Source organism: Neobacillus niacini, assembly GCF_048572935.1.
GTDB classification, from domain to species: domain Bacteria; phylum Bacillota; class Bacilli; order Bacillales; family Cytobacillaceae; genus Neobacillus; species Neobacillus niacini.
Genome location: NZ_CP183883.1, coordinates 5521359 through 5534880 on the forward strand (window position 1 = coordinate 5521359; position 13522 = coordinate 5534880).

The following is a 13522-nucleotide window of genomic DNA, read 5'->3' on the forward strand; positions in this document are numbered from 1 at the left end:
AGGTGAACATTTCGAATGAATATCCTGCTAGTTGATGATGAACCGCTAGAATTAGAGCAGCTCGAGTATTTAATCCTTAAAAAATTTCCAAACTGGAAGATTTTCAAAGCTCAAGATGCTTCCATAGCACTCCAAATCGTTAAGCAGCATGACATCTTTCTTGCATTTCTAGATATTCAGATTCCTGGGAAGAACGGATTGGATTTGGCTAAAGAACTAACGCAAACTTACACGATTGATATTATAATGGTTACTGCTTTTCAAAATTTTAAATATGCTCAAACTTCGATAAGACTTGGAGTTGTTGATTATATAACGAAACCAATTATTGAAGATGAATTAATGGGCGTGTTAAGCAAGTATGAAAGATTAGGGCGTTATTCAGAACAAATTGTAAATGCGATAAACATTATTCATGCGGAATATAGCGAAAAATTAACGTTAAATTATTTAGCGTCAAAAATTCATATTAATTCTGCTTATTTAAGCAGAAAATTTCATGAGGAGGTTGGGATGGGCTTTTCCGAGTATTTAAACGAGTTTCGTTTAAAGGAAGCTCAAAGAATGCTCGTTGAGTATCCTGATTTAAGTATTAGTACGGTTTCTGAAAGATGCGGTTTTAACAGTCAGCATTATTTTAGCCAAATTTTTCGAAAAATGACAGGACAATCACCAAGGGATTTTCGCTTAAGGGAGACATTCCATTGAAAAAGAATGATTATCAGTTATATATCAGTGGTGCCATTAAACTCGGGGTAAGCTTTGGGGTTGTTAGTTTATTGGCTCGATGGGTAACAGGAAATACGATCCTATCCTCTCCGGAAACCTTGATTAAGTATGGTCTTATCGGTGGAATTGGATACTCACTAGTAGGGGCATTATCCTCTATTTTATTTGGATTTTTAGCAAAAAAAATCCGTGAAAATCACCCTGGTCAGCACACGATTGGAGATGTTTTAAGACAAAAATTAACACCAAACGGATATTGGTTAATGATAACAGTTCTTATCCTAACAAGCTTTCATTCCTTATTTGTACAAGCTATGGGCGCAGGAATTCTTATTCAGATGATTTTTCCAATTCCTTATTTTATTGGGTTATTGCTTTTTTTAACTTTTTGTTTTTTTATCGGAGGAGCCGGGGGCATGCAGCGCCTTCACCAAGTAGCTGGTGTTAATGTCACCCTGATTTTTGCGGCCGTCATTATTATCCCCGTCTACTTTTATATTCAAGAAGGAGTTTATCCTGTTTATGACGGAATTAAGCTATATCATCCTTATTTATTGTATATTAAGAACACGGATGCCTTTTGGTTTATTTTCACAGCAATCTTTGTCTTCTTTGGTCAAATTTTGATTGACCGTCCTTCATGGCAAAGAATGTTTATCATTCAAAAAGAAAAGGTTCAAATAACCTTTACTTTAACAGGATTAATATGGGCAACCATCCCACTGGCTTTATCCTCCTTGTTAATGATTACAATATTCGGCAGAAGCTTTGATAATATTTATTCCTTGTTCTCTGAACTAGTAAACAGAATCCAATCTTCAATATTAATCGTCCTATTCGTGGTATTTGTTTTTAGTTCAATCGCTTCGGCCCTCAGTGCAGAATTGCACGCCACAACTACCCTTTTTGTAAAAAATATAATGGAAATGTTTTTTACTCTAACAAATGATGAAAAATGGAAATACACGTATATTTTTTCGGGTGCAGTTTGTGTATGTTTACTTGTCATTGTCAGTATTCTTACTCCCAGTCCGCTCACGCTATTATTTTTCACTGGGAATATTTATGCGGCGGTGATTAGCCCCATTCTATATATCATCCTTAGTAAAGGTGTTCTTCCTTTCATAGTCCCCTTTTCAACCTTTATTGGAACTATTGGAGGCTATATTTTTGTAACAAGAACGGAAGATTTTAAAGGAATATGGCTTAGCTTTATGATTTCAACAGCTCTTTGTTTACTTGTCTTAATCTATAAAACAATAATAAGAAATAATAGTAAGCTACTATAGGGGGCGGTTTGTTTGGGACAAAGTCATGCACAAGTTGAAAATCAAGCCCATTATAGCCCAGATTTATTACCAACTCCATCTGAGGCTAGGACATGGAAAATAGGTCAATTTTTCTCTATCTGGATGGGCTCTGTTCATAACGTGCCTTCCTATGTAACAATAGGCGGATTCTTTGCATTAGGCTTATCTATTTGGCAGGTATTCTTTATCATTATCATTTCTTCGATATTACTATCAGTCATGATGGTATTAAATGGGCATGCCGGCAGCAAATATGGAATTCCATTCTCTATTCTGCTCCGTGCAAGCTATGGAATAAAGGGTGCTCTCTTTCCTGGAGTCCTAAGAGGCGTTATTGCCGCGATTATGTGGTTTGGTCTTCAAACCTATGCAGGCAGTCTTGCCCTTAGTATTTTAATAGGTGAATTTTGGCCAGAGTATTTATCTTTAGGCGGAAGTTTTAACTTTTTCGGATTAACCCTTTCTGGTCTTCTTTCCTTTCTACTCTTTTGGATCATTAATGTTTTATTCATTTTTGCCGGTATCGATCGATTAGGGAAGTTAACCAAAATGGTATCACCATTAATTTTTTTGGTGTTTGGCGGAATGGCTATCTGGTCCATTAAATTGGCAGGTGGAATTGAAGCTATTCTAAACTATAGTTCAAGAGGGGTCCAAGGAAATAGTATTTTCGTTTTCATAAGTTGTGTTTCAGCAATTATGGCGACCTGGGTTGCACAAATTCTAAGTGTTTCTGATATTACTAGGTTTTCACGTTCTAATAAAGACCAGTCAATGGGACAGATTTCTGGGCTGTTTATTACCTATTTATTATTTGCTGTAGCCAGCATTTCAATCATTGTGGGTTCAGAGGTTGCTTTTGGTGTTCCGATTTGGAATGTACTTGAAGTGGTGGAGCGATTCGATAGTAGATTTGCGATTACCCTTTCACTGTTAACGATTTGCTTATCAACTTTATCAGTTAATATTGTTGGAAATATCATACCAGCTGGCTATCAACTTGCTTCTCTTTTTCCGAAGAGACTGAATTTTAAAACAGGAGCTCTAGCTGCAACCATTATCGGTATACTTATTATGCCTTGGAAGCTAATGGAGAACCCAACAAGCATATTTGCCTTTTTAAATGTTGTAGGAGGATTGTTAAGTCCCGTCATTGGTGTAACACTGACGAATTATTTCCTAATTTGTAAAAAAGAAATTAATTTACAAGAATTATATTCTATTAACCACAATCGATATTCTAACGGGGTTAATCTCCCCGCTATGATTGCAACCATCTTTGCAGGCATAATAAGCCTAATGGGTAATTTTGTACCCCTGCTTGGTCCGTTAACTCGGATTTCTTGGTTTACAGGGATATTTCTAGCCATTCCTTTATATCTAGCTTTATATTATTTTAATAAACAATTTGGATTAAGTGCAATAAAGGAATAAAAAAAGAGGCTAGTTCTAATGATTGTCACTTACCAACCATTAGAGCCAGCCTCTCCCTACTATTAACAGGTTATTTAATTGAGACATCATTAAGTTCTAAATACCCAGCCGCACTGATCCTAAAACCATTAACATTTTTAGAAACAGCAGCTACGTTTTCAATGACACGTACAGGTACATATACAGCATCCTGCATTTCTAATTCTTGTGCCTCCGCATAAATCTGTATGCGTTTTTCTGGATCACTCTCTATTCGTCCAGCATTAACTAACTGATCAACCCTTTCATTACTGTAAAAGAAGACATTACCAGCAGGTCCCTTTGAAGACGAGTGGAAAAGATTGTATTGATTGTAATCGGCGTCACCAGTTGCATTTCTCCAGCTATTAATAAACATTTGGGATTCGCCTCTATTTCTTTTCTCAATAAAAGTTCCAGCTTCAAATACCTGTATTTCTACGTCAACACCAATCCCTTTTAACTGTGATTGAACAACTTCTGCAAGGCTTACTCTTTCCTTTACATCATTGGTTGACAAGATTATTTTTAAACCATTAGGATATCCTGCTTCTGCCAATAATCTCTTAGCTTCATTCAAGTTATAATCATAAGCTTTCAAACCTTCATGATATCCAAATACTTGAGATCCTAATAGAGAATTCGCTTTTTTTCCTACGTTATTAAATACACCCTTGATAATAGAATCCATTTCAATGGCATGTGCAATCGCTTTTCGGACACGAATATCATTAAATGGTTTTTTCTCCGTGTTAAAACCAATATATTCCGTACCAAAACCTTCACTCCGATAGACTTCCATTGCTGATGAAGCGTCTACTGTATCCATCATCGTTACAGAAAGCGGCTCTGCTATATGTGCTTCACCTGTTTCAATCATTGAGGTTCTGGTTGTTTCCTCTGGAACAATTTTAAAAATAACTTTATCGACCTTTGCTTTATCACCAAAATATTGATCATTTTTAGCTAATACTATTTCTTGGCCTGGTGTCCAAGATTCAAATGAAAAAGGCCCGGTTCCATTTGGTTCATTGATGATGTTCTTGCCAAACTTCTCAATCGCATTAGGACTAATAATTCCTCCCTCATGACTGGCTAGAATGGAGAGTAAAGGGGCAAACGGTTCATCTAAGATAAATTGAACTGTAAATTCATCAATGACTTTCACTTCACTAACCATTTTGAAAACACCAGCTCTAGGTGCTTTTACATTCGGATCTAAAAGCCTGTCAAAATTAGTTTTGACAGCGTTTGCATTAAAAAGTGTTCCATCATGAAATTTCACATCATCTCTTAATTTAAATTCCCATGTTTTACTATCAATCTGTTTCCACGACTTTGCCAATACAGGCTGGATTTGAGCATCTTTATCTCGTCCTACTAAACCCTCATACACTTTTCCATGAGTTACACTTGCTGCATTAATGGTATTCATAAAATGGTGATCCAAATTCTCTGCGTCTGCTAAACGAACTATCACTAAAGTACCGCCATCTTTAGCTTTATCTTCTTCCTTTTTATTACCATTTGAGCTGCTACTTTGATTTGTAGAACAACCAGTAATTAACATTACCATTAGCAGTGCTATAATAAATTTTCCGATAATAAGTTTTTCTTTCATCAGCTTTCCCCCCAGTTCCCTTTAGTTTCCCTATATAAATCTGATTATATAGAATATTCGAACTTGTGTTGTCGAATATTTTTACTTAATTTTTCGATTTCTTTACTACTTTTTATAATCTATTAAAAAAAGAGGATGTGAAAAATACATCCCCAGATTTTTAAGAAAGGTATTTTTCTCGAAAATTTTTATTTTTTGCCTGCCCAAAGGCCTGTTGATTTCCGCTCCAGGTGCTTCGCTTTCCGCGGGCGTGCCGGGGAGCCTCCTCGGCGCCTTAGCGCCTGCGGGGTCTCCCCAGCCCCGTACTCCCGCAGGAGTCTTCGCACCTTCCACTCCAATCAACAGGGGGAATGAACCAGGAGATTGCCACACACTTTTTCAGACTTGGCCAAGTGTGTGGCAATCTTTTTCATGTTTTGGCATGCTGCGGTAAGTAACACTTGCTCACTCGCATTTTGTAATCCCCATAACCTACAATGAAATAATGGCTCTTTTCTAACAGATTGTTGCTTTTATTAAAATTGAAAGCAAAGAGTGGATTGGAGCGAAAGGTGCTTGACTCCTGCGGGATGTAGAGGAAAAGTCGAGACCCCAAAGACGCGCAGCGTCGAGGAGGCTCGACTTCCTCCCCGCGGAAAGCAAGCACCTGCAGCGGAAAGGAACGGTCCATTTGTATACAAAAAACTATATTCTATCGAAAAGAGCAAATTAAAAGACTGTCGAGAGTTTCTCGACAGCCTGAGGATGTGAAAAATACATCCCCTTTGCTGTATTTATTACAAAAATTAATTATTGTAGGGATTCAAAAACTACATTACCTTTATAAATCACGGCTTTGCGTTTTGCCCGTCTTGCAACTGCTTCAGCGGTACAGCTAGCTTCAACTAGTACCATACTAGCCACATCGCCTACTTTCGGCCATGACTGGTTCCCCTCGTGGTCTAATAGGGTCTTTCCACCTGTAATATACTTTAACGTTTGACCAAGTGAAACCTCATCTGTCCATCTGAATCGTTCAAGCAGACGTCCAGCCCTTTCAAGAACATCACCATTTCCTGTTGGCCACCAAGAATCATAGATATTATCATTCCCAACGGCTACATCCACTCCACAATCTGTTAAAATATTTACCGGTGGAATATTCCGACCAATTGGAAGACTGGTTACAATAGAGATTCCAGCTTCTCTTAAAATCCCTGCCATTTCTATTGCTTCTTCTTTGGAGACATCTCCCAATCCGAATGCATGACTGACAGCTACCCTTCCTTCCCACCCTGCTTGCTTGGTTAAATAAGCAAGACGTTTCATTGTGAACGTTCCTAAGTGTCCAGGATCGTGTAAATGCAAGTCGATATCAGCATTTCCTTCAACAGCCAAATCCATTAATTGTACTAAGGATGCTTCGATATTATTATCCACAGTTGCCGGGTCAACAGCCCCTACAATCCCTGCACCGTTTCTTACTGCTTCTCTTATCAGTTGAACAGTACCAGGACGCAGCAAGCCATGCTGGGCAAAGGCAACAATTTCTGCACTTAGCCTATTAGAATATGTTTCTAATGCTTGCTGGACACCTTCCAAATTGTGCAAACCTGCCTCCGGATAGATATCCACGTGGGTTCTTACATGGGTGGATCCATATGATAATAAAACTTCCAGCAAAGCTTCTGCACGCTGCTGTGTGCTGGAAGGAATGGATGCTAGAATATTTTTTTCTATTTTACATCGTTCAATTACACCTGAAGCTGGGATACAAGCCCGCCAGTCCTCCCCCATGTAAGTCTTGTCTAGATGAACATGCTTTTCAATAAAGGAGGGTAAGAGGAGCAAACCCTTTGCATCCTTTACAGGCAGTTCATTTCCAAAAGGCACTGATCCTTTGATTATTTTTTCGATATTACCATCCTCTATTAATAAGTGAAATAGCTCTGTTTTTGTTCCTGCTACTCTATCATTTTCTTTTATATATCCCGTTTCTAAGCGGGCATTTGTTAACCAATAAGTACGATTCATATTAAAACATCCTTTCTATTACTGTTACAAGATAAAAGGGCGTATCCTCATGGATATCCCTCTTATCCTTTTTCCTATTGTATTGAAACGTCATTAATTTCTAAATAACCAGATGGGCTGATTGCAAAGCCCTGGATATTTTTGGCTACAGCAGCGAGATTTTCAATCACCCTTACTGGAATATATACCGCTTCTTCCATTTCTAATTCTTGTGACTGTGCATATAGTTCAATACGTTTATTTGGGTCTTTTTCTTTACGGGCAGCTTCAATTAAGCTATCCACCTCTTTATTACTATAGAAGAAGGTATTTCCAGATGCTCCGTGAGAATTGGTATGGAAAAGGTTGTATTGATTATAATCGGCATCACCCGTCGCGTTTCTCCAACTTAGGATAAATATCTCTGAATCCCCGTTATTTGCCTGCTCAACGAACGTACCATATTCTAAGACTTGGATATTTACTTTAACACCGATTCCTTTTAACTGTGATTGAAGCACCTCTGCCATGTTGATTCTTTCTTTGCTATCCATTGTTTTTAATGTCGTTTCGAACCCATCTGGATAGCCAGCTTCAGCAAGTAATTTCTTTGCTTCATTAAGGTTATATTCATAGGCTTTCATATCAGCATGGTAGCCAAAGACCTTTGAGCCTAATAATGAATTCGCCTTTTTACCAACATTATTGTATACACCCTTTATAATCGAATCCATTTCAACCGCATGAGAGATGGCTTTACGAACACGGACATCATTAAATGGTTCTTTTTGAACGTTAAAGCCAATATACTCTGTACCAAATCCTTCACTTCGGTATACCTCAACTGCTGACGAAGCTTCTACTGAAGACATCATCGGCACGGAGAGCGGTTCAGCAATATGGGCCTCTCCAGCTTCAAGCATGGAGATTCTAGTTGTTTCTTCCGGCACTACCTTGAATACAACTTTATCCACTTTAGCCTTTGGTCCCCAGTATTCCTTGTTCTTCGTAAAGACAATTTCTTGACCAGGAGTCCAAGATTCAAAAACAAATGGACCTGTTCCATTCGGTTCATTAATACTTTTTTTACCGAACTTCTCAATTGCCTTCGGACTAATAATACCGCCTTCATGGCTGGCTAAAATAGAAAGTAATGGTGAGAATGGCTCGGATAAGATAAATTGAACTGTAAATTCATCCACTACCTTTACTTCTTTTACCATTTTAAATACAACCGCTCTTGGCGAACCAACAGCCGGATCTAGCAGCCGGTCAAATGTCGCTTTTACCGCCTCTGCATTAAAGGTAGTTCCATCATGGAACTTCACATCTTTTTTATGGTAAAATTCCCAAGTTAAATCATCAACCTGTTTCCAGTTTTCTGCAAGTAAAGGCTTAATTTCAGCATTTTTATCACGTCCTACAAGCCCCTCATAAATCTTCCCATGTGTAACACTTGCGGCGTTGATTGTCGACATGAAATGATGATCTAAATTCTCAGCATCTGACAAACGAGCAATAACTAATGTACCGCCATCATGTGAAGCGGTATCACCATTATTTTGCTTTGTACTTACGTCCTTTTTAGTAGAACAGCCGGTAATGACGATTGCAATAAACATGATTAGTAAGAATGTTCCTAATCTCCATTTTTCTTTCATGCCCTCTAACCCCCTGAATATTTTATTAGCATGTGTGCTTGACTAATTATAAAAAATATTCAGACTACTTTGTTTCAAAAATATTTACTTTATTTTTCAATATCTTTACTTCTTTTCAGAATTAGACGAAATCCACGGTTTTAAATGATGAAGTAAGCAATTCATTTTCGGGAAGTTGCTGAAAATCTCTTTCCAAATATCCTTTTCTCATTTTGTTAAAATATTTTTGACCTTTGGATTTGATTTCTTCTAAATCTAGATCTGGAATTTTTCGGTCTCGCATAACCAATCTGCCGTTAATAATCGATAATTTAACATCCCTTCCTGATCCATTAGCGATGATTGTACGAATCGGATCATCGATCACACCCATATGGAAGCCGTCTAAGTCAATCACAATAATATCGGCTTTCGCCCCTACAGCAATCCTTCCAAGGTCATCTCTTCCAAGGAAGTTAGCTCCGCCAAGAGTTGCCGCACGATATAAATCTGCATAGGTGGAGTCTTTAACATCTTTTTCTATTAGTCGTGACAGCATGCTGCCCGTGCGGATGTTCTGAAACATATCTGGAGGAAACGTATCAGTCCCCATTGCTAAATTAATTCCTGCCCTTTTATATTTGGCAAATGATTCTAATGCAGAAGCATGTCTTCCGATAATTAATGGACAATGGATTACGGTTGTATTTGTTTCTGTTAGCAAAGCTATATCATCACCTTCGCCCCCGAGAGCTTCACTATAACCCGCAATAAAATGAGCATGTGGGATTCCGGTTTTCGGTCCTAAAAAACCAAGATTATACAAATATCGAATAGGTGTTATACCGTGTTTCTCAAGTAGTGTGTGATACTCAAAGCTTCCCTGCGCAGCATGAAGTTTTATTGGAACATCTAATTTCTCACTATAAAATTTAGTTTGCTTCAAACTTTCCTCTGTTTGGCACTCAATCCGTTCAGGTGCAAGCATGCCTTTAACTAATCCATTATAGGCACCATCAAATTCTTCAACAAACTTTACGGCCCGCTCAAGTCCTGCTCTCCCTGCTTCTTCGTCCCAATAAAGCTTAATTGTTCCATCCGGCTCCACGACTCTAATCCCAGATTGATAACTAGGTCCCAGATAAATTCTTAATCCTAATCTTCCTGCATGATTGGCGGCTTCGGCTAGTTCCTCATACGTTTCTGCCCACTTTTTATAAAACACGGATGTAATCGGCATAGCAGTTGTTACCCCATGAAGAATCAATTGAGAATAAGCATAAAGTGATTTAAATGATTCTTCTTCAGCAGTCATAACTTCATGATGTCCGTTTTCAACATAACGCTCTGACCAAAGCAGGTTTTTCTGCTTGTCACTGCTTGCTTCTAAATGAAGAATATCGTGATCAATATCACCCAGTGCATTTAAATCGATAAATCCTGGACTTATGACCGCATTCCCAGCATCAATGACCGCATCTACTTCTTTAGAGTAGTTCTTTCCAACATAAATAATTGTATCGTTTTCGTATACAACCTCTGAATCTTTTAAAATGACATGATCATCTCCATCAAAACCAATCACATATTTTGCCTTAAGCTTTGTAATCATTTTTAATTCTCCTTTCAATCTAGTAATACTGATTAATAACTTAATTATAGGAAATGATAAACGTAATTATTTTCGGAATTATTACTCTTTTTTTAACTTTTTCTACTTCTTGCCTGCATTATATTTACTTCAAATTTCCTTTTGTTTAAATTAAATAAAAGAATAAAGTGGGAATCTTTACAGAGGGGCTGCATGAAAATGAATGTCTTATTACTTGATGATGAACCATTAGAGATAGAACAACTAGAATACTTGTTACAATGTGAATTTCCGTCATGGAATTTGTTTAAGGCTTCCGATGCGAGTCAAGCTCATTTCATTCATCTCAATAATGAAATCGATTTAGCGTTTTTAGATATTAATCTTCCAGGGAAATCTGGCCTTGAATTTGGGGAGGAACTGCGACAGAGCAATAAAGATATAGAAATAATCATGGTAACTGCCTGTCAGGATTTCAGCTATGCTCAGCAATCCATTAGAATTGGGGTTGTTGACTATTTAACGAAGCCGGTTATCGAGAGTGAATTGCTAAAGATTCTATCAAAGTATAAAGAGCATCAATATTCTCATAATTATTCCACCTTAATTCAATGCTCTCTCAAGGCCATTCACGAAAAGTATGCTGAAAAGATTTCACTTTCAGATATCGCAAATAAGGTTCATGCTAACCCTACCTACTTAAGCCGGAAATTTCACGAAGAAGTAGGTCTATCTTTTTCGGAGTATTTAATTCAGTATCGTATCCATATGGCGAAACGGTTTTTAATAACGACTCCAAAATGGACCATAGCCGATGTTGCAGAAAACTCAGGTTTTAGCAGTCAAAACTATTTTAGTACATTATTTCGGAAAATAGAGGGAGTTTCCCCAACCGAATTTCGGGAGAAGGAAAGAAGTAAATAACAATTTTTCAAAACAAAGTCCGGCACTTTTATAAATAGTGCCGGACTTCTGTTATCACCTACTATTGCATGCAATGAGATGTACTTAAACATTTGACAATGTGAGTACCTTGTTTTTCATTAATCGCATCTTGTAAACTTTCTGGGTTTGTAATAACGACTTTCTTTCCGCCATTTTCTAAGAAGCTTAAACTAGCCTCAATTTTTGGCAGCATACTGCCTGGTGCAAAGTGGTTTTCAAGAACATATTGTTTTGTCTCTTCAACAGTAATTTTTTCTAGGGCCAACTGATTTGGTTTTCCAAAATTAATACATACTCTTGGAACACCAGTTGTAATAATTAATGTCTCAGCATTGACTTGTCCAGCTAAAAGGCTGGTAGCAAAATCTTTATCTATTACCGCGTCAACACCCATGTACTCATTCTCTCTTGTTTTTATAACAGGAATACCGCCGCCGCCAGCTGCAATCACAACGTACCCAGCATTTATCAATGATTTGATGGCTTCTTTTTCAACAATATCAATTGGTTTTGGTGATGGAACCACTCTACGATAACCACGTCCGGAATCTTCCATAAAAGTCCACTCAGGATGTTCCATTTTCATTTGTTCTGCTTGTTCTAAAGTGAAGAACGAACCAACCGGTTTTGTTGGATTTTCGAAATTCGGATCATTAATATCAACTTCAACTTGTGTTATGATCGTAGCAACTTTTTTACTTATACCTCTTTTAGTAAATTCGTTTGTTAAGGCTTGTTGAATTTGATATCCAATACCGCCTTGTGTATCTGCCACACAATTGACAAGTGGCACATCTGTCATACCTGCAATTTCACTTGCAATTTCAGATCTTCTAAGTCCAAAACCAACCTGTGGACCATTTCCATGTGTCACTACTACATTGTATCCTTCTTGAACCATATCTGCGATATTAACTGCGGTTTCCTGAACTGCTTCATATTGATCTTGAACAGAGTCGCGTCCATTGTCCCGAACTAGAGAGTTCCCGCCAATTGCAACTATAACTAAATTACTCATTCACACTTTCCTCCTGTACATCTAATTGTTGTTTTAATAATTCAAGTGATTGGTTCTTATGCAATTGGTATAAAGGATTGGCTGGGTCGTTTGTAATTGCATTTTCAATTGCCTCAATCGCTTCTTCATGCCTTCCGAGGGACCTCAAACTGTTTGCTTTATGGAAAGAAAAGTCATATCTATTTGGCTGAAGTGCTAAAAGCTTATCCATTTCGGTTACAGCTTCCTCATGTCTGCCTAGTTCTCTAAGGTAATTTGATTTATGGTAACGGTAAAATGTTTCAGTAGGTTCTAATTCACATGCTTTGTCATATTCAGCTAGTGCTTCATCTGGTTTCTTCATTAGCCTTAAGCAATTAGCAGTATAAAAATAATAATCAAGTTCATTCGGGTTTAGGATTAACGCCTTTTGATATTCTTTGAGGGCTTCATCATAACGCTTTAGTTCTTGCAAAGAATAGCCTTTGTAAAAATAATAATCTACATTATTTGAATCTATCTCAATAGCGTGATTCATTTCTGAAATTGCTTCTTCATACTTATCATCTAGATAGAAAGCTTTTGCACGGTTTATATATTCATTTTGTTCAACATACTCATTCGTAAGAATCCTTACTACTTTTTCCTGCTTTAATTCTTTGGCATGCTGAAGTGACGACTTCCCATCCCTGTCTGGTAAATTTACATCCGCACCTGCTTTTACAAGTAATTCAATGATCAAGGAGTAAAGTCGTCCTCCATTGCCCAAAATGACTGACTCTAATAGAGCAGACCAGCCTAAATTGTTAGCGTGATTGACTGGAATACCAGCTTCCAAACATCTTTGTACCGTTTTAAGATAGCCTTTTTCACTAGAAGGTAATAAGGCAGTGCCTCCAAATCGATTTACACTTTTTAAATCTGCTCCGTAATGGAGCATGGAACTTAAAATTTCATGAAATCCATTTGCACCAGAACAAATAAATGGTGTTAATTGTGTAATATCTCTTGTATTTACATCACTGCCAGCTTCTAATAGCAGGTTCACAATTGAGAGTTGATTTTTTTGAGTAGCAGCCATTAATGCTGTTCGACCCTCAGCATCTTTAAAAGTGACGTCAACCCCGTTATCTAATAATTGTTTTACAGATTCTATATCTCCACGTTCACTTGATTGGATTAGCTCCATTTTTTGATTCATTTAAACATTCTCCCCCTTTATCCATTCTTTGGTGATAAATAAAT

The 13522-nt window shown here is 37.5% G+C and carries 10 protein-coding genes; 4 read left to right on the forward strand and 6 right to left on the reverse strand.

Features of this window, described 5'->3' with window-relative positions:
- The first annotated feature begins 15 nt into the window (after positions 1-15).
- Genes ACN6MT_RS27125 through ncs1 form a run of 3 tightly spaced genes read left to right on the forward strand, consistent with a single transcriptional unit; the run spans position 16 to position 3473 of the window.
- Positions 16-708: a response regulator transcription factor gene (locus tag ACN6MT_RS27125; protein WP_419953966.1), complete on the forward strand. Its 693-nt coding sequence runs from the start codon at positions 16-18 to the stop codon at positions 706-708.
- Positions 705-2018, forward strand: coding sequence for a sodium:solute symporter family transporter (locus ACN6MT_RS27130; protein WP_419953967.1), 1314 nt, complete (start codon positions 705-707; stop codon positions 2016-2018). Before ACN6MT_RS27125 ends, ACN6MT_RS27130 begins: the two co-directional genes overlap by 4 nt.
- A gap of 12 nt (positions 2019-2030) precedes the next feature.
- Complete coding sequence (ncs1, locus tag ACN6MT_RS27135; RefSeq protein WP_419953968.1) at positions 2031-3473, forward strand: NCS1 family nucleobase:cation symporter; 1443 nt, start codon at positions 2031-2033, stop codon at positions 3471-3473.
- A 70-nt stretch (positions 3474-3543) separates the two neighbouring features.
- Here ncs1 and ACN6MT_RS27140 read toward each other — a convergent pair whose 3' ends face one another.
- The 4 genes from ACN6MT_RS27140 to ACN6MT_RS27155 form a co-directional block, all read right to left on the reverse strand.
- Positions 3544-5112, reverse strand: a complete 1569-nt coding sequence (locus ACN6MT_RS27140) for a glutathione ABC transporter substrate-binding protein (RefSeq protein WP_419953969.1) — start codon at positions 5110-5112, stop codon at positions 3544-3546.
- Positions 5113-5901: 789 nt separating this feature from the next.
- Entirely contained in the window at positions 5902-7125 is a 1224-nt protein-coding gene (locus ACN6MT_RS27145) for an amidohydrolase (protein WP_419953970.1), read from the reverse strand.
- A 74-nt stretch (positions 7126-7199) separates the two neighbouring features.
- Positions 7200-8765 carry a glutathione ABC transporter substrate-binding protein gene (locus tag ACN6MT_RS27150; protein ID WP_419953971.1) on the reverse strand — a complete coding sequence of 522 codons (1566 nt, stop codon included), beginning with the start codon at positions 8763-8765 and terminating at the stop codon, positions 7200-7202.
- A 121-nt stretch (positions 8766-8886) separates the two neighbouring features.
- Positions 8887-10356 carry an amidohydrolase family protein gene (locus tag ACN6MT_RS27155; protein WP_419953972.1) on the reverse strand — a complete coding sequence of 490 codons (1470 nt, stop codon included), beginning with the start codon at positions 10354-10356 and terminating at the stop codon, positions 8887-8889.
- 198 nt (positions 10357-10554) lie between these two features.
- On the opposite strand from ACN6MT_RS27155, the gene ACN6MT_RS27160 reads away from it, so the two are divergent.
- Entirely contained in the window at positions 10555-11259 is a 705-nt protein-coding gene (locus tag ACN6MT_RS27160) for a response regulator transcription factor (RefSeq protein ID WP_419953973.1), read from the forward strand.
- Positions 11260-11320: 61 nt separating this feature from the next.
- Here the strand turns inward: ACN6MT_RS27160 and arcC are convergent, their stop codons facing one another.
- Entirely contained in the window at positions 11321-12298 is a 978-nt protein-coding gene (gene arcC / locus ACN6MT_RS27165) for a carbamate kinase (protein WP_419953974.1), read from the reverse strand.
- Positions 12291-13478 carry a tetratricopeptide repeat protein gene (locus ACN6MT_RS27170; RefSeq protein ID WP_419953975.1) on the reverse strand — a complete coding sequence of 396 codons (1188 nt, stop codon included), beginning with the start codon at positions 13476-13478 and terminating at the stop codon, positions 12291-12293. The genes arcC and ACN6MT_RS27170 overlap by 8 nt, the downstream gene beginning before the upstream one ends.
- Between the last annotated feature and the right edge of the window lie 44 nt (positions 13479-13522).

Excerpts from the sequence above, each read along its gene's own strand:
- ACN6MT_RS27125 (WP_419953966.1), top strand. The coding sequence starts at position 16 with ATGAATATCCTGCTAGTTGATGATGAACCGCTAGAATTAGAGCAGCTC.
- ACN6MT_RS27140 (WP_419953969.1), bottom strand. The coding sequence starts at position 5,112 with ATGAAAGAAAAACTTATTATCGGAAAATTTATTATAGCACTGCTAATG.
- ACN6MT_RS27145 (WP_419953970.1), bottom strand. The coding sequence starts at position 7,125 with ATGAATCGTACTTATTGGTTAACAAATGCCCGCTTAGAAACGGGATAT.
- ACN6MT_RS27150 (WP_419953971.1), bottom strand. The coding sequence starts at position 8,765 with ATGAAAGAAAAATGGAGATTAGGAACATTCTTACTAATCATGTTTATT.
- ACN6MT_RS27155 (WP_419953972.1), bottom strand. The coding sequence starts at position 10,356 with ATGATTACAAAGCTTAAGGCAAAATATGTGATTGGTTTTGATGGAGAT.
- ACN6MT_RS27160 (WP_419953973.1), top strand. The coding sequence starts at position 10,555 with ATGAATGTCTTATTACTTGATGATGAACCATTAGAGATAGAACAACTA.
- arcC (WP_419953974.1), bottom strand. The coding sequence starts at position 12,298 with ATGAGTAATTTAGTTATAGTTGCAATTGGCGGGAACTCTCTAGTTCGG.
- ACN6MT_RS27170 (WP_419953975.1), bottom strand. The coding sequence starts at position 13,478 with ATGAATCAAAAAATGGAGCTAATCCAATCAAGTGAACGTGGAGATATA.